The 16,910-nt window shown below is 71.9% G+C and carries 10 protein-coding genes; 6 read left to right on the forward strand and 4 right to left on the reverse strand.

Annotated elements, in window-relative coordinates:
- Window positions 1-41 precede the first annotated feature (41 nt).
- On the forward strand, window positions 42-1,406 hold the full coding sequence (locus FJQ56_RS09395) for a carboxylesterase family protein (protein ID WP_140009156.1): 1,365 nt from the start codon (window positions 42-44) through the stop codon (window positions 1,404-1,406).
- A gap of 315 nt (window positions 1,407-1,721) precedes the next feature.
- On the opposite strand, the gene FJQ56_RS09400 is transcribed toward FJQ56_RS09395, so the two are convergent.
- Window positions 1,722-2,423: a type 1 periplasmic-binding domain-containing protein gene (locus FJQ56_RS09400; protein ID WP_140009157.1), complete on the reverse strand. Its 702-nt coding sequence runs from the start codon at window positions 2,421-2,423 to the stop codon at window positions 1,722-1,724.
- A 200-nt stretch (window positions 2,424-2,623) separates the two neighbouring features.
- Here FJQ56_RS09400 and FJQ56_RS09405 point away from each other — a divergent pair, with 200 nt between their 5' ends.
- Window positions 2,624-3,832: a HupE/UreJ family protein gene (locus FJQ56_RS09405; RefSeq protein ID WP_246084054.1), complete on the forward strand. Its 1,209-nt coding sequence runs from the start codon at window positions 2,624-2,626 to the stop codon at window positions 3,830-3,832.
- Between the two features lie 178 nt (window positions 3,833-4,010).
- Entirely contained in the window at window positions 4,011-6,143 is a 2,133-nt protein-coding gene (locus tag FJQ56_RS09410; protein ID WP_140009159.1) for a fibronectin type III domain-containing protein, read from the forward strand.
- 80 nt (window positions 6,144-6,223) lie between these two features.
- On the opposite strand, the gene FJQ56_RS09415 is transcribed toward FJQ56_RS09410, so the two are convergent.
- A complete protein-coding gene (locus FJQ56_RS09415; RefSeq protein WP_140009160.1) occupies window positions 6,224-6,859 on the reverse strand; it encodes an FMN reductase in 636 nt (211 codons plus the stop codon).
- Window positions 6,856-8,001: an LLM class flavin-dependent oxidoreductase gene (locus FJQ56_RS09420; RefSeq protein WP_140009161.1), complete on the reverse strand. Its 1,146-nt coding sequence runs from the start codon at window positions 7,999-8,001 to the stop codon at window positions 6,856-6,858. Before FJQ56_RS09420 ends, FJQ56_RS09415 begins: the two co-directional genes overlap by 4 nt.
- Window positions 8,002-8,157: 156 nt before the next feature.
- Here FJQ56_RS09420 and FJQ56_RS09425 point away from each other — a divergent pair, with 156 nt between their 5' ends.
- Both FJQ56_RS09425 and FJQ56_RS09430 read left to right on the forward strand, forming a co-directional pair.
- Window positions 8,158-9,312, forward strand: coding sequence for a PucR family transcriptional regulator (locus FJQ56_RS09425; protein WP_140009162.1), 1,155 nt, complete (start codon window positions 8,158-8,160; stop codon window positions 9,310-9,312).
- A gap of 144 nt (window positions 9,313-9,456) precedes the next feature.
- Window positions 9,457-10,467 (forward strand): TerC family protein, encoded by a 1,011-nt coding sequence (locus FJQ56_RS09430; RefSeq protein ID WP_211350814.1) that lies wholly within the window; start codon window positions 9,457-9,459, stop codon window positions 10,465-10,467.
- Window positions 10,468-10,559: 92 nt separating this feature from the next.
- Here the strand turns inward: FJQ56_RS09430 and FJQ56_RS22130 are convergent, their stop codons facing one another.
- On the reverse strand, window positions 10,560-10,736 hold the full coding sequence (locus tag FJQ56_RS22130; RefSeq protein ID WP_170215329.1) for a hypothetical protein: 177 nt from the start codon (window positions 10,734-10,736) through the stop codon (window positions 10,560-10,562).
- 294 nt (window positions 10,737-11,030) lie between these two features.
- Here FJQ56_RS22130 and FJQ56_RS09435 point away from each other — a divergent pair, with 294 nt between their 5' ends.
- Complete coding sequence (locus FJQ56_RS09435; RefSeq protein ID WP_140009164.1) at window positions 11,031-16,877, forward strand: glycoside hydrolase domain-containing protein; 5,847 nt, start codon at window positions 11,031-11,033, stop codon at window positions 16,875-16,877.
- The last annotated feature ends 33 nt before the right edge of the window (window positions 16,878-16,910 follow it).

The raw sequence follows: 16,910 nt of genomic DNA on the forward strand, positions 1-16,910 counted from the left end.
GGCATGCACACCTACCACCCCGACGACGAGGTACCGGCCGGATGATCGACCGCACCGACGACGACCGTCGCCCCAGGATCGTCGAGCTCCAGACGGCTGACGGTCCTGTCCGGGCCGTCCAGGCCGACGGTCTGGTCCGGGCTCGGGGCATCCGCTACGGCCGCGCCGCACGGTTCGCCCCGGCCGAGCCCATCCGCCCCTGGGACGGACCCGTCGACGCCACCGAGAAGGGACCCGCGCCCCCGCAGCAACCATCGCGGCTCGAGCTCGTCATGGGGTCCTCGACCCGTGGGCTGCGGCAGGACGAGGACTGCCTCGTCGTGTCCGTCACCGCGCCCGCCAGCGGCACCTCGATGCCGGTGATGGTCTGGTTCCACGGCGGCGCCTACCTCACCGGCTCCGGCGAGTCCGACAAGTACGACCCCACCCAGCTCGCCCTCGAAGGCGGCGTGGTCGTCGTCAACGTGTCCCACCGCCTCGGCGTCCTGGGCTACCTCACCCCTCGCTCCGTCTCCGACCAGGAGCAGAACCTCGGGCTCACCGACCAGGTCCTCGCCCTGCACTGGGTCCATCGAAACATCTCCGGCTACGGCGGCGACCCGGCCAACGTGACCGTGTTCGGCCAGTCCGCCGGAGCCGACTCCATCTGGGCGATGCTGCTCAGCGAAGGAACCACCGGGCTGTTCCGCCGGGCCATCCTTCAATCCGCGCCGCTCGGTCTGCGCACCGGGCGCGACGCCCTCCGCAACGCCATGCTGGACGTGCTCGACGCACACCCCGAGCTGATGGGCGTCCAGGACAGCGCCGACCAGACCGCCGCCGTCCTCGCGACCCAGGCCACCGCCGTCCGAGCCGCCCGACGGTTCGGGGCCGCCGGCGCCCTGCCGTTCGCCCCCGCCCTCGGTGGCACCCTGCTACCTCCCCCCGAGCAGGTGCTCGACCAGATCGGCAGGGTTGCCCCCGGCGTCGACCTCCTCCTCACCCACACCCGCAACGACGCCCTGCCCTTCGTCCTGGCCGACCCCAGAATCAGCCGGCTAGCCGCCCGCCGGATCGCTCGCTCGACCGTCATCGAGCAGGTCGACCGTCTGGTCACTCGCCGCGTGTTCGCCAAGCCGGCCGCCTCGCTCGCCAAGACCTGGCGCGCCGCTGGCGGCCAGGCGGCGCACTACCAGTTCGACTGGGCCACACCCGACAGCGGCTGGGGCGCCTGTCACTGCATCGAGCTGCCGTTCCTGTTCCCCGGCGATGACACCTGGGCCGATGCGCCGATGCTCGGCACCACGTCGATCGGCGACGACCCGACCGACCTCGTCGGCGCCAGCCTGCGCGCGGCGTGGGCAGCGTTCGCCACGAGCGGGCAGGTGCCGGGTACGGGACATGGGCTGCGACTCCTCACGCGCTGAGCCTGGCTTGCTCGCTGGGGTAGCGCAGGTCAGCGTGCGCCCGGGCGCCGTGGTGGTCGAGAAGACGGCCGCGAAGCCGCCGAGGGTGGGGGAAAGGGCGGCAACGTGCGACCGAGAGTGTTCACGAGGGGGGTTCTCCAGACCTAGGGAGTCTCTGTTCTGGGTCATGCGCCCCGGCGCCAGCCCCATGGTGGCCACACCTTACGCACAAATTGGCAAGTATGTGAGACATGAGGTTGCATCCGTACGGACGACCTGGACAACATCGGGCTCGCGCGTGCCCGACTGGTCGCAGGGCCGCACGGCCCGGGTGGGTCACTCCACCCGGACGACGGTGCCACCGAGCCCCGTGAGCACGGCCGTCACCCCGGCGCGCAGCGCGTCACCCGCGCGCCGCGAGGTGAAGCTGGCCGGGTCGAACGAGTCCGGCCGACCCAGGCCCTCGCCGCGGTAGCCGGCGCCGTCCCAGTCGGCGGCGGTGACGTTGAGGGTCGGCTCGGCCAGCTCGGCCCCGAGGACGAGGAACTGCTGGTCGAGGTTGCTCGCGGTGACCAGCGCCAGCGGGTCGACGAGTCCGTCGCCCGTGGTGACGACGAGGTCGGGGTGGGCGTCGATGGCCTCCTGGATCCGGGCGAGGTAGTCGTCGGGGTCGGCGGCCTCGACCTCGGTGAGGTCGACCCCGGTCTCCTTCGCCCACGCGCGGGTCGCCTCGGAGAGCACCCGCGTCCTGGCCCCCTTCTCGGTGGTCAGGAGCACCACGCGGTACCCGGCGGGCGGGTTCGTCCCGGCCCACGACTCCGGAGCGGGCGTGAACGTACCGGCCGGCGGTGGCGGGGTCGCCGGGGCAAAGCCGGGGCCGGCGGTGAGCACGGCGCTCGGGGTGTCCGAGGCTCGGTCGCTCCCTGCCTCCGAGCCCCCGTCGGCGGAGCAGCCCGCCGTGGTGAGGAGCAGGCCGAGCAGCGCCCCGGCGAGCAGCCCGGGTGAGGGACGCGATGACTCAGGACGCCTGGTGGGCACGTGGTTTCCTCTGCTGGGCAACGGGTCTGGCGGTACGTCGGGCAACGAGACGGCGTTCATTGTGCCCACCTCGCAGCGGCACGTCGGGACCACCTCGACGCCGGTGCCGGCGGTTGGCCGGACGTTCGCGCTGCGTCCCCCAGTCGTTCGTGAGACCTCGGGAAGGTGACGCGCCCCCGCTCAGATTGAGGTTCCCTTCCGTGGCTGTCGTCCTCCGCCGGTGCTCTGCCGGCGTCCTGCTCCTCCTGCTCGTCCTCGCTCTCGTCCTGGCCGGGGGTCGCGCCGAGGCCCACGGCTTCAGCTCCGTCGTCTACGCCGACGTCACCTCGCCGCAGAGCGGCACCGTGCGCGTCGCCCTCGAGCTCGAGTACGACCTGCTCGTCGTCTCGGCCGCCGACGCCCAGGGCGACGACGACCTCTTCGAGGAGGGTGACGGCGCGTGGCAGGACGGCGACCTCCCCGGCCAGGTCCGGGCGCTGCGCGACCACAGCAGCACGGTGCTCGACTACGTGACCGCACGGTTCACGGTGACCGCCGACGGGCGGTCGTGCACCCCCGCGCTGCACGGCGACTACACGGTCGGGCTGCGCGACGTGCCCTACGCCCACCTGACCCTCGACTACACGTGCCCCCAGGCCGACGAGCACGAGATCGCCACCAGCCTGTTCCCTGACTCCGAGGGCTACGTCAAGGGCACCAAGGCCGTCGTGACCTACGACCTCGACCTGCGCGAGGGCAGCGCCGCCCTCGACCCCGAGCGACCCTCGTTCTCGACGCACCAGACCACCGCCGAGCGGTTCTGGGACTTCTTCCGCCTCGGCGCCGAGCACCTGCTCGGCGGCCTGGACCACCTGCTGTTCCTCGCTGCCCTCATCGTCGGGTCGCGGCGCCTGCGCGAGGTCGTGCTCGCCGCATCCGCCTTCACCCTGGCCCACTCGGTCACCTTCGTGCTGGCGGCCCTCGGCCTGGTGACGGTGCCGGCCGGGCTGGTGGAGCCGGTCATCGCGCTCTCCATCGCGGTGGTGGCCGGATGGCACCTGGTGGCGCTCGTACGCCGCGGCCGGTCCGCGACCGACCTCGACACCTCCTCGAGCAGCCACCTCAGCCTCGACCGCTCCGGGTGGGGTCGCCTGGCCGTGGTCTTCTCGTTCGGGCTCGTGCACGGGCTGGGGTTCGCCGGGGCCCTCGGCATCGACGCCGCCTGGTCGTGGACCCTGCTGTGGTCGCTGCTGGTCTTCAACATCGGCATCGAGACGGTGCAGCTCGGCCTGATCGTCGTGACCTTCCCGCTGCTGGTCCTGGTCCGGCGCCGCTCGCCCACCGCCGCCCTGTGGCTGACCGGGACCGTCGCGGCCGTGGTCACGGTGATGGGCCTGATCTGGTTCGTGCAGCGGGTCGCGGCGTCCTGACACACCGGTCGGATCGACCGACCGGCCCGCAGTGGTGGTTGTCGCCCGCAACCGTCGACTGCCGACCCATCGTGCGCCGCACGTCGTTCACCTGCCCGCCATCGCGCGCCGCCACGGTGGATCGGCTCGGGCGGTTCGTCCGCAGCACCCTCCTCCAGTTCTGAAAGGGACTTCCTTGATGAAGCTCCACACTGCGACGGCCGGGGCCGGCCGTCGTCGCATCGCGGCCGCCGCGGTCGCGCTCACCGTGGGCATCGGTGGCCTCGGCATCCTCAACCTGCCGAACGCCGAGGCCGACGACACCGCCGCCGACGTCACCGACGTCGTCCTGACCGTCGGGGCCACCACCTCCGAGCGCGTCATCTCCTGGTCCGGCAGCACCGTCGGACCCCAGGGCGTCCAGTACGCCCCCACCAGCACGCTGACCGGCGGCGCCTTCCCGAGCACCGCCGTCACCCTGCCGGGACAGGTCGCTGCGAACACCAGCGGAGCGGCCGCGGGCTACGCCAGCCCCACGCAGGAGGTCGCGAACGGCTACGCCGTGCTCTCGGACCTCACGCCGAGCACCGAGTACTCCTACCGGGTCGGCAGCGACGGGCACTGGTCGGCGACCTACACCTTCAAGACCACCGCCCCCACCGGCGACTTCGACTTCCTCTTCTTCGGCGACCCGCAGATCGGCTCCTCCGGCGACACCACGCGCGACGGCCAGGGCTGGGCGCACACCATGGACGTCGCCTCCGACCTCGACCCCGACGCCGAGCTCTACGTGTCCGGCGGCGACCAGGTCAACACCGCCGACCGCGAGACCGAGTGGGACGCGTTCCTCAGCCCCGACGAGCTCCGCTCCACCCCGTGGGCGGCGACGATCGGCAACCACGACGTCGGCAAGAAGAACTACGAGCAGCACTTCCACGTGCCCAACTCGGACAAGTCGGGCGAGTACTACGCCAACGGTGACGCGTCGTCCAACACCTCCGGTGGCGACTACTACTACGTCTACAAGGACGTGCTGTTCATCGACATCAACTCGAACAGCTACCAGGTCAGCGGCAGCGGGACCGGCACCGGCGACGCCGCCCACATCAACTACGTCTCCGACGTCATCGCCGACCACGGCGACGAGGCGAAGTGGACGGTGCTCGTCTACCACCACTCGATCTACTCCCCGGCCGACCACGCCAACGACGGTGACAACGCCAAGCGCCGTATCGACTTCCCCAAGGCGTTCTCCCGACTGGGCGTCAACCTGGTCCTCCAGGGGCACGACCACTCCTACTCGCGCAGCTACCTCATCAACCGCGGCAAGAAGGCCGACGCGGCCGAGCAGCCGAAGGCCAACGACGTGTTCGCCGGCCCCGGTGGCGTGCTCTACGTGACCGCCAACTCGGCCTCGGGGTCGAAGTACTACGACCTGACCGAGCCCGACACGTCGGCCAACGCCGGCGACTACGGCCCCGACCCGCTCGACGCGGGCGACCCGGACCAGGACGGCCACGTCCGGCACTGGGCCAACTCGGTGGAGAACCAGGAGCACGTCCCCACCTACGTCCGCATCGGTGTGACGGACAAGAAGCTGACCGTCTCCAACATCCGCAGCGGCGAGTGCGACGGCAGCACCCCCAACCCGGCCGTCGAGCGCGGCACCGTCGGGGAGAAGTGGTGCGGCACGGCCGACAACACCCTGACCCTCAACGGCACCACCTACACCGCCGGCAAGAACCCCCGCGGCGGCGTCGGCACCACCGTCGACCAGGTCAACATCCACCGGGTCCTCTCGGCCCCGGCGTCGGCCGCCATCACCGGCACGCCGACGGTGGGCCGCACGCTGACCGCCACGGTCAGCGGCGCCTGGCCGAAGGGCACCACGGCGACGTACACCTGGAAGGCCGACGGCGTCACCCTCGCCGGCCACGGTGCCTCGATCGTCCTGAGCCCGTCGCAGCTCGGCAAGAAGATCACCGTCGCCGTCACCGGCAACAACGACCTCTACGAGAGCGCCACGGTGACCGCACCGGCGACCACCGTGGTGACGGCCGGCACGCTCACGGCGGCCACCCCCCGCATCCAGGGGACCGTCCGTGTCGGGCAGAGGCTGACCGCCGTCCCGGGCACCTGGACCTACGGCACGACGCTCGCCTACCGCTGGTACGCCGACGGCAAGGCGATCGCGGGCGCGACGTCGCGGACCCTCCAGCTCGGCACCGGGGTGACCGGCAAGCGGATCACCGTGCGCGTGACCGGCAAGCACGCCGGCTACGTCACGGTGGTCAAGACCAGCGCGGCGACGGGCAAGGTCGCCAAGCGCTGAGCACCACCCGCAGCACCACCTGACAGCCGGGCCCGGCAGCGTTCGACGCTGCCGGGCCCGTCTGCTTCGTCACTGCGTCGTCAGGCTCGGCCGGCGCGGGCCAGCAGCTCCTCGAACGGCGTGGGCTCGGCCAGCTCGGCCTCGACCGTGCGACGCCGGGCGCGGGTCGCGTCGGGTCCGGAGACCCCGGCGCCGAGCTTGCCCACCAGGGTCGCGAGCTCTCCGGCCGCCCGGGCGATGCGCGCGTCGAGGTCGGTGCCAGCAGTGCCGAAGTCGTCGGTGGCGGCGAAGACGCCGGTCGGGACGACGACCGCGTGCAGGTAGGAGAACAGCGGTCGCAGCACGTGGTCGAGGACCAGCGAGTGCCGGGCGGTGCCGGCCGTCGCGGCGATCAGCACCGGCGTCGCGTCGAGGGCGCCCTGGTCGAGGACGTCGAAGAACGTCTTGAAAAGCCCGGAGTACGACGCGCTGAACACCGGCGTGACCGCGATGACGCCGTCGGCGTCGCGCACCTGCGCGAGGGCCTCGGCCAGCCGCGGCGACGGGAACCCGGTCAGCAGGTGGTCGGTGAGGTCGTGGGCGAGGTCGCGCAGCTCCACGTGGACGACCTCGACCTCCTCGAGGGCCTCGACGGTGGCGTCGGTCAGGCGGTCGGCGAGCAGCCGCGTCGACGAGGGGTTCGAGAGCCCGGCGGAGACGACGACCACGGTGCTCATGCGGACACCGGCTCACCGGTGGGGACCTGACCGGTCACGTCGTCGACGGCGTGCACGGTCGTGTCGTGCGCACCGCCGGCCGCGACGACCAGCGAACCGTGGGTGGGCGCGTCCGGCACGTGCGCCGGGCGCCCCTCGGCGAAGCCGGCCCGCATGGCGGGCAGGATCTCGCCGAGCAGGTCGAGCTGCTCGAGGACGGTCTTGAGCGGCAGGCCGGCGTGGTCGATCAGGAACAGCTGGCGCTGGTAGTCACCGGCGTACTCCCGGAAGGACAGCGTCCGCTCGAGCACCTGCTGCGGCGAGCCGACGGTCAGCGGCGTCTGGCTGGTGAAGTCCTCGAGCGAGGGCCCGTGCCCGTAGACCGGGGCGTTGTCGAAGTAGGGGCGGAACTCGCGCACGGCGTCCTGGCTGTTGCGGCGCATGAAGAACTGCCCGCCCAGGCCGACGATCGCGGTGTCGGCCGGGCCGTGGCCGTAGTGCTCCCAGCGGCTGCGGTAGAGGTCGACCATCTGCGCGGTGTGCGAGGCCGGCCAGAAGATGTGGTTGTGGAAGAGCCCGTCGCCGTAGTAGGCCGCCTGCTCGGCGATCTCAGGGCTGCGGATCGACCCGTGCCACACGAACGGCGGTACGCCGTCCAGCGGCCGGGGCGTGGAGGTGTAGCCCTGGAGCGGGGTCCGGAACCGACCGGACCAGTCGACGACGTCCTCGCGCCACAGACGGTGCAGCAGCGCGTAGTTCTCGATGGCGAGGTTGATGCCCTGGCGGATGTCCTTGCCGAACCACGGGTAGACCGGCCCGGTGTTGCCGCGACCCATCATCAGGTCGACCCGACCGTCGGTGAGGTGCTGGATCTTGGCGTAGTCCTCCGCGATGAGGACCGGGTCGGTGGTCGTGATCAGCGTGGTCGCCGTCGACAGCACGATCCGCTCGGTCTGGGCCCCGATGTAGGCGAGCGTCGCGGTGGGGTTGGACGAGACGAACGGCGGGTTGTGGTGCTCGCCGGTCGCGAAGACGTCCAGGCCCACCTCCTCGGCCTTGAGGGCGATCGCCACCGTGGCCTTGATGCGCTCGTGCTCGGAGGGGGTGCGGCCCGTGGTGGGGTCGGCGGTGACGTCGCCGACGGAGAAGATGCCGATCTGCATGATGACCTCCCGGAGGGTGCTCGCGCCGCCCGGACCGGGAGCGCTGGTGTCGCTCGGCCCAACCTAGGTGACGCGTCAACTATTCCGTGACGCCGGGCTGGTGGCAGGATGGCATGACACGATCCGACTTCCGGGTCCTGGCAAGCGGAGGACGTGATGGCTCGACTGGACGAGGTCGGTGCCGCGGCGGCCCGCGACGCCGGCGGCATCGACCCCGGGCTCCTCGGCGACTTCCTGTCGATCGTCGTCGAGGCCGCCGCCTCGGGCCGGCGCCTGCGGCGCGGGGAGCTGAGGGCCTGCGGCGAGCGCGGTGCCGCCGCGGCCCTGGTCGGCGTCCCCCTCCGGGCGCTGGTCGACCTCTACCTCTCCGCGTGCTGGCGGCTGTGGGAGGAGCTCGACACCGGCGCGGACGTCGCCCAGGTGCGCGCCTCCGCCCTGGCGGTCCTGCGGGCCGCCGACGACGCCGTGGCGGCGCTGGCCGAGGGGTTCCAGCTGGCCCGCAACGACGTGTCCCGTCAGCAGGAGTCGACCCGCCACGACGTCTTCGACCTGCTGCTGGCCGGTGGCCCGACGGCGGTCGAGGCGACCGGCCGGGCCGCCGACCTCGGGCTCGACCTGACCAGCCCCCACGCGGTCCTGGTCGCCCGGCACGACCTCACCTTCGACCACCCGTCACTGACCTCGGTCCCCCGCCGGCTGGAGACTGCACTGAGCGGCCGCCACGGTGACACCTCTCCGCTGGTCGCGACCCGCAACGGCCTCCTCGTGTGCATCTTCGCCGCGCCCGACCAGAGGAGCGTCACGCTGGTCGGCGAGCGTCTCGCCGGGGTGCTCGACTCCGTCGCCCCGCCGGCCCGCGGGTCGGGACGGCCACGCGCCTGGCAGGCCGCGGTCGGGCGGACCCAGCCGGGTGCCGCCGCGGTCCGGGTGTCCTACGAGCAGGCCAACAGCGCGCTCGACCTGGCCGACCGGCTCGGCCTGGAGGACGCCGTGGTCGACTCCGGCACGCTGGTGGTCTACGAGGTGCTACTGCGCGACCGCGCCGCGATCGACGAGCTCATCGCGTCGGTGCTGGGACCGCTCAAGGGCGCGCCGGGCGGCGCGACCACCATGCTCGAGACCCTCGAGGCCTACTTCGCCAGCGGCGGCGTCACCACCGCCACCGCGACCCGGCTCAACCTCTCGGTGCGGGCCGTCACCTACCGGCTGCAGCGGATCGGGGAGGTGCTCGGCCTGGACCCCACCGACCCCGCGCACCGCTTCACCCTGCACGCCGCCGTGCTCGGGGCTCGGCTGCTCGACGTGTTCTGACCGATCCGTCCCGGCCGATACCGGCGGCGTTGCCGGATGTCGGCAATGTGCGAGGTCGAAGTCGTCCCGCTTTCGACCTCGTTCGAGGGCTCCGGCCGGCCGAGACTGGAGAGGTATCCCGACCACCTCGAAGAGGAGACCATCGTGCACGACGTACCCGTCTGGCTGTGGGGCGTGTTCGCCGCCACCGTCGTCATCGCCCTGGCCATCGACCTGCTGGCCCACCGCGACGCCCATGTCATCGGCTTCAAGGAAGCCGCCCGTTGGAGCGTCGGCTGGGTGGGGCTCGCGATCGTCTTCGGCATCGTGGTCTTCGCCGTGGTCGGACGCGACGCCGGCGTCGAGTACACGACCGCCTGGTTGCTGGAGAAGAGCCTCTCGGTCGACAACCTCTTCGTCTTCGCCCTGATCTTCGGCTACTTCAAGGTCCCGGCGCAGTACCAGCACCGGGTGCTGTTCTACGGCGTCATCGGCGCCCTGGTGTTCCGCGGCATCTTCCTGGCCCTCGGCGTCGCCGTGGTCAGCCAGTTCACCGCCATCCTCTTCGTCTTCGCCGCGATCCTGCTCTACAGCGCCTACAAGCTGATCAAGGGTGACGACGACGACTACGACCCCAGCACCAGCCTGGCCCTGCGCCTGATGCGCAAGATCGTCCCGATGAGCGACGAGTACCACGGCACGAAGTTCTTCATCAAGGAGGCCGGCAAGCGCGTCGGTACCCCCATGCTCGCCGTCGTGGTCGCCATCGAGGCGGCCGACCTGCTGTTCGCCGTCGACAGCGTGCCCGCCGTGCTCGCGGTGAGCGACGACGCGTTCATCGTCTACACCTCCAACGCCTTCGCCATCCTGGGCCTGCGGGCGCTCTACTTCCTGCTCTCGGGCCTGCTCGACCGGTTCCACTACCTCGGCACCGGCCTGGCCCTGATCCTCGCCTTCATCGGCGTCAAGCTGATCCTGCAGGCGGCCCACAAGACCATCGACACCTCCATCCCGGAGATCCCCTCCCTGGTCAGCCTGGGCGTGATCGTCGTGGTCCTCGCCGGCTCGGTCGGGCTCAGCTTCCTGCGCCCCAAGGCCGAGGAGCCGGCGGACGCCGACCCCCTGGCCGGCCCCGAGCACGCCGGCGACCAGCCGACCGAGGTCGAGCCCCGCTGACCTGAGGCACCCAGCACGACGAACAGCCCCCGACCGGCATCACGCCGGTCGGGGGCTGTCGTGCGTCTCGGGTGGTGTCGGGTGGTGTCGGGCTAGGCGACCTGGTCGACGACCGGCGCGGGACCCGGGGCCGGGGTGGTCAGCAGGACCGGCGGCGCCGGCGCCGCCATGCGCGGCGGCTCCAGCCGAGCCAGGAGCAGGATCAGGAAGAAGCCGCCGGCGAGGATGCCGCCGATGAGGAGGAGGATCTGGTCCAGGTCCTGGCCCATGAGGTCACTGTGTCTTTCCGGTCAGCGGCCGAGTCCGCGCTGATGAGGTGCGCCCGCGAGGCGGGGCGCACGACGATGTCGGACAAGTTTCTCCCAGGCCCTTGACTTTCATGACGCCCCTACGGGTGAGATCCCCGCTGCGGGGCGCCGGGCCAGCCGGCCGGTCGTTCACGCGATGGTCTCGTCCTCGCCGCTGCCGAGGGTGTCGACGGCTTCCCGGAGGTCGTCTCCGGTTCACCCGTCGTCCCTACGTTCCTGGAGGTTCTCGACCCTCCCGCCCAGGAAAGCAGCTGCATGATCACCTCCCCTCGGCGTGGCTCACGCACGCCACGTCTCGTCCCCACGGCCCTGGCCACGTCGCTCGCCGCCGCGCTCGCGGTCGGCGGTCTGGCCTCGACGGCACCGGCTGGTGCCGCGACGACCGCCCCGGCGGCCGCCGCTGCCCGGGCGACGACCGACTACACCGACCTGGTCAACCCGTTCATGTCCACGCAGGGCGACAACGGGCAGAACATCCCCGGCGCCCAGGTGCCGCACGGCCTGGCCAAGCCCAACCCGATGACCGCGCCGGGCCGCACCCACTCGGGCTACGACTACGCGCAGGGCAACATCCGGGGCTTCACGCTGACCAACCTCGACGGAGTCGGCGGGTCGGGCGGCGGGGGCGACCTGCTCGTCGTACCGACCTACACCGGCTACACCGCGCGACCCGCGAGCAGCACCTACGCGCTCCCCTTCTCCCACGACGACGAGAGCGCCGAGCCCGGCTACTACCAGGTCGGGCTGAAGGCCCCCCAGGGCACGATCGAGGCCGAGCTGACCGCCACGGTGCGCAGCGGCCTCGAGCGGTTCACCTTCCCCACGGCCGGCAAGGCCTCGCTCGTGCTCGACCTGCAGAACAACTTCACCGGCCGCCTGGCCTCCGACCTGGCGGTCGAGAAGCTCGCCGACGGCCGCGCCGAGCTCTTCGGCAGCGTCACCGGCACCTTCAACGGCTACAACTACAAGCTCTACTACGACGCCGTCACCAGCGCGCCCGTGACCAGCGTGAAGACCTGGGGCGAGGGTGCGGCCTTCGGCCCGACCACGCGGCGTACGGGCACCGACACCGGTGCCGTGATGACCTTCGACGTCACCGCCGGCCAGGCCGTGCAGCTCACCACGACGCTCTCGCCCGTCAGCATCGAGCAGGCCCGCAGGGACCAGGCGGCCGAGCTGACCGGCAAGTCGTTCGACGAGGTCCGCGCCGCCGCCCACGAGGACTGGCAGGAGACCCTCGGCAAGGTGGCGGTCACCTCCGACGCCACCAGCGACCCCGACGGCGACATCGCCGCGATCTTCTACACCAGCCTCTACCGGATGCTGGCGACCCCGACCAACGCCACCAGCACCGACGGCACCTACCGCGGTGTCGACGGTGCCGTGCACCGCGCCGACGGCTACACGCACTACGACGGCTGGGGCACCTGGGACGACTTCCGCAAGTACTCCGTGCTGGCCACCACCCACCCCGATCTGTACGCCGACGTCGTGCAGTCCCTCGTCGACATCTACGCCGACGACGCCAACGTGGGCAACGCGACCCTGAGCAGCCGCACCATGGCAGTGCCGACGGTCCGCTTCGAGCGCTCCGCGATCGTCATCGCCGACGCCGTCTCCAAGGGCGTGCACCTCGACCGGCTCGCGCAGGCCTTCCCGGCCCTGGTCGCCAACGCCAACACCTACAACGCGGCCAACCAGGCGCTCGGCTACATCGCCGGCGACCCGGGCACCACCGTCGCGACGTCGTACGACGACTACGCGCTGTCGGTGATCGCGACCGAGCTCGGCCGCACCGCCGACGCGGCGACGTACAAGAGCCGCTCGGCCAACTACCGCAACGTCCTGAAGCCGAAGGCCTGGACGGCGCCGGACGGCACCGACGTCTCCGTGCTCTCCTCGCGCGACGCCTCCGGCGCCTTCGCGGCCGACGACCTGGAGCAGTTCCAGGCGGCGAAGCTCTACCAGGGCACGCTGTGGCAGTTCCACTGGTACCCGGCCCAGGACATGGCCGGCCTGGTCGCCGCGATGGGTGGCACGGACGCCGCCCGCAAGGCGCTGAGCCACTACTTCGGGGAGCAGGCGCCCGACGACGGCACCAAGATGCTGAAGTCCAACGCCAACGAGGTCGACCTGCAGACGCCGTACCTCTTCAACTACCTCGGTCAGCCGGCCAAGACCCAGAAGTGGGTCCGTGACCTCTACACGAAGCAGACGTGGCAGCAGTACATCGCCACCGGCGGCACCGACGGCAACAACCCGCCGTCCAGCAACGGCAAGCTGACGCCGCCGATCAAGACCAAGGTCTTCAAGAACGAGCCGCTGGGCTTCCTGCCGACGATGGACGACGACACCGGCGCGATGTCGGCCACCTACGTCGCGGCCGCGCTGGGTCTCTACCCGGTCACCGCCGGCTCGTCGCAGTACCAGGTCGGCTCGCCGTTCTTCCCGCGCGTCGACATCAGCCACGACGACGGCACGGCCTTCAGCATCGTCGCCAAGGACGTCTCGCCGGACCGCTTCTACATCCAGGACGCGACGCTCGACGGCAAGGCCTACGGCAACACCTGGGTCGACTACGACGACATCGCCGGCGACGGCTCGTTCGACGTGACCATGGGCGCCGAGGCCTCGACGTGGGGCACCACGGGCGCGCCCGCCTTCTCGCTGAGCACCGCCGGCGCCGGCACCCCCGCGGCCGCCACGGCCACCTCGGACCGCACCACGCTCACCGCGGACGCGGCCGGCGCGGTCGACGGCACCATCACCATGACCCTGAAGGGCGCGACCCTCGCCGGCGCCGACGGCGACGTGCTCACCACCACCGGCCGCGCGACCGTCACCGGGCTCCCCGACGGGGTCACCGTCACCGTCACCCGGACCAGCGCCACCACCCTGGCGGTCAAGGTCAGCGGCACGCTGGCCGCCCAGCGCCGGACGAGGTTCGCGGTCCGGCTGACCGACGCGGCGCTGGTCGGCACCACGGCCGCCGCCGTGACCGGCACGGGTCTCTCGACCCGTGACCCGTTCACCATCCTGGTCACCGACCACTGGCGCGACGCGCTGCGTGACTCCTACGAGGAGGCCCGACTGGTCGTGGCCGGCAACTGGGAGGGCTCGACGTACGCCGCCCTGGTCACGGCCCGCGCGAGCGCCCGGACCGTGCTGGCCGACGCCACCGCGACCGACGCCGAGATCGATGGCGCCGACGCCGCGCTCACCGCCGCCCTCGACGGGCTGACCCTGAGCCAGGGCGGCTACCGCCGCCTCGAGGCCGAGAAGCACGACCTCTGGTCGGGCGGTGCAGACCTGCACGACGAGCCCACCGGCATCGGCGGCGTGCGCCCCGGCGCCTGGATCGCCTTCAACGGCGTCAGCTTCAGCGGCGGCCAGGTGCCCGACCAGGTGCAGGTGCGCTACTCCGGTGCGGTCAACGACGGCTACGCCAACGCCGCGGTCGAGGTGCGTCTCGGCGCGGTCGACGGCCCGCTGCTGGCGACCGTGGCGACCCCGCCGACGGCGTCCGGCTTCGGCACCTACGCCACCGCGACCGCCGACCTGACCGGCGTCGACGCCCTGCTGGCCGCCGCGCCGGCGACCGTCTACTTCGTGTTCCGCGGCTCCAACCCGACCTCGAGCGACACCACCCCGCACTGGGTCGGCAACGTCGACTTCATGCAGTTCGCCGAGTCGGGCGCCACCGAGGAGCCCGTCGAGAACGACGTCGTGCTCACCCCCGACGGCCGGGCCGGCTGGGGCGGCGACGGCGTCAGCGTCGGCAGCGGCACCCTCAAGACCGAGACCGACCAGGGCTCGGCCGGGCCGTTCACCGCCATCGCCAACACGCACAACGGCGACTGGGTGAAGTGGGCCGGTGCCGACCTGTCGGGCGCGCCCACCAGGCTGTCGGTGCACTACGTCAACAACTCCAACCGGGTCGCACCGGACGCCAACCTCGACGTCTACCTCGACACGATGACCGGTACCCCGCTGGTCAACGTGAAGCTGCCCGCCACCGGAACGGCGTGGACCCAGGACGGCTACGCGACCGTCGACCTGCCCCAGGTCACCGGCACCCACGACGTCTACCTCGTCATGCACGGCACCTACACCGCCGAGCGTCCCTACGTGGGCAACCTCGGTGACCTCACGTTCGTGATCCCCGACGCCCCGAGCTCCGACGGCCTCGAGGTCCAGTTCGAGAACCGGACGTCCTGGACCGGGCCCGAGCTCAAGACCGAGTCGTTCAGCTGGAACGACGGCACCAGCGGGACCAACGTCGGCGGCACCCACGACGGCGACGTCCTGGAGTACGACGCCCTGCGGTTCGCCGACACGGCGACGTCACTCTCGGTGCACTACGTCAACAACTCCTCGCGCGTCGGCAACAACTCGCGCATCGAGGTCTACCTCGACGCACGCACGGGCACCCCGCTGGTCACCGTGCCGCTGCCGGTCACCGGCTCGGCCTGGTCCAACGCCGGCACCACCAAGATCACGCTGCCCACCGCGGTCAGCGGGACCCACAAGGTGATCCTGGTGCTGCGCACCGACGTCCCCGACGCCAACCACCCGTTCGTGTCCAACCTGGACTCGTTCACGTTCAACTACGGCGTCGACAAGACCGCCCTGCAGCGGGCCTACGACGGCTACGCACCCAGGCTGGCCGAGACCGGGCGCTACGTCCGCGTCGACCTCCGCGCGTTCTCCGAGGCGATGGCCGTGGCCCAGGACGTCCTGGCCGACGACACCGCGACCGGCTCGGACGTCTCCGGCGCCCTGCGCACCCTGCAGCTCGCGGGTGGCCAGCTGGCGCCGCGCGCCCAGCGCTCCCTGCTGGCCGCGGTCTCCGACGCCCGCGAGCTCGACCTCACCCGCTACACGCAGAAGACCGGTGAGGCCCTGACGGCGGCGCTGGGCGACTCGACGGCCATGCTCACGGCGGCGACCGCGACCGACGAGCAGTACGCCGCCCAGGCGGCCACGCTCGAGGGCGCGATCGACGCCCTGGAGCTCAAGGTCACCAGCGTGCCGGACGCGCCGCAGGCGGTGTCGGCCACCGGCGTCGGGCAGCGCATCACTGTCGCCTGGGCCGCCCCGGCCTACGACGGCAACTCGCCGGTCACCGGCTACCTGGTGCAGCTCGAGGGCGGCGACCCGGTGACGGTCCCGGCCGACCGGACGTCGTACACGTTCACGGGGCTGGAGCGCGGCCGGTCCTACCGGGCCACCGTCAAGGCGGTCAACGCGCTCGGGACCTCGGCGGCCAGCGCCTACACGGCGTACGTGCCGGTGGCGACGACTCCCCCGTCGAACCCGGCCCGGCCCGGGATCAGCGCGGTCGGCCAGGCCGTCACCGTCACCTGGGTCACGCCCGACGACGGTGGCTCGACGATCACCGGCTACACGGTGCGCCTCAGTGCCGGCACCGTGGCGCAGGTGGAGGGGACGGCGACGAGCCACACCTTCACCGGCCTGGCGGCCGGCACCTACACCGCCACCGTCGCGGCCACGAACGTCGCCGGCACCTCCCCCGCCTCGCCGGTCTCGGAGAGAGTCACGGTCCTGCCGGCTCCGACGGTCACGAAGGTGACCGCCACGGCCCAGACCTGGTCGCAGGTCCAGGTGGGGTGGCGCACGACCGCCGGCTCGGAGCGCTTCGTGGTGAAGGTGTCGCTCACCCGTGGTGGCCGGGTCGTCGCCTCTCGCCAGGCGTGGTCCGACGCCTCCGGGGTGCGCTTCACCGGCCTGGCCGCGGCGACGTCGTACGGCGTCAGCGTCACGCCGGTCGGTGGTGACACCGCCGCGCGCACCACGGTGCGCACCCCGGCCCGCCCGAAGGTCGTCGCCCACGCGGTGCAGATCAAGGGCAAGGCGAAGGTCGGCGCGACCCTCTCCGTCGACGTCCACCACAGCTCCTGGAGCTCGGGCACCCGGTTCGCCTACCAGTGGCGGGTCGAGGGCAAGATCGTCGGCTGGACCAGCCGGCTCAAGGTCAAGAGCAGCTTCGCGGGGCGCAAGATCACCGTCCGGGTCACCGGCACGCGCGGTGACTGGACGCCCACCGCGGTGACCAGCAAGGCGGTCCGCGTCGCTCGCTGACCGGTAGCGCAGACCTGAAGCGGGTCCGGTGGC

This window comes from Nocardioides plantarum (genome assembly GCF_006346395.1).
In the GTDB taxonomy this organism is placed as follows: Bacteria; Actinomycetota; Actinomycetes; order Propionibacteriales; family Nocardioidaceae; genus Nocardioides; species Nocardioides plantarum.

What these genes read in the sequence shown, in the direction of transcription:
- FJQ56_RS22130 (WP_170215329.1), bottom strand. Translation starts at nt 10,736, where the DNA reads ATGGGCCAGGACCTGGACCAGATCCTCCTCCTCATCGGCGGCATCCTC.
- FJQ56_RS09435 (WP_140009164.1), top strand. Translation starts at nt 11,031, where the DNA reads ATGATCACCTCCCCTCGGCGTGGCTCACGCACGCCACGTCTCGTCCCC.
- FJQ56_RS09420 (WP_140009161.1), bottom strand. Translation starts at nt 8,001, where the DNA reads ATGCAGATCGGCATCTTCTCCGTCGGCGACGTCACCGCCGACCCCACC.
- FJQ56_RS09395 (WP_140009156.1), top strand. Translation starts at nt 42, where the DNA reads ATGATCGACCGCACCGACGACGACCGTCGCCCCAGGATCGTCGAGCTC.
- FJQ56_RS09425 (WP_140009162.1), top strand. Translation starts at nt 8,158, where the DNA reads ATGGCTCGACTGGACGAGGTCGGTGCCGCGGCGGCCCGCGACGCCGGC.
- FJQ56_RS09415 (WP_140009160.1), bottom strand. Translation starts at nt 6,859, where the DNA reads ATGAGCACCGTGGTCGTCGTCTCCGCCGGGCTCTCGAACCCCTCGTCG.
- FJQ56_RS09410 (WP_140009159.1), top strand. Translation starts at nt 4,011, where the DNA reads ATGAAGCTCCACACTGCGACGGCCGGGGCCGGCCGTCGTCGCATCGCG.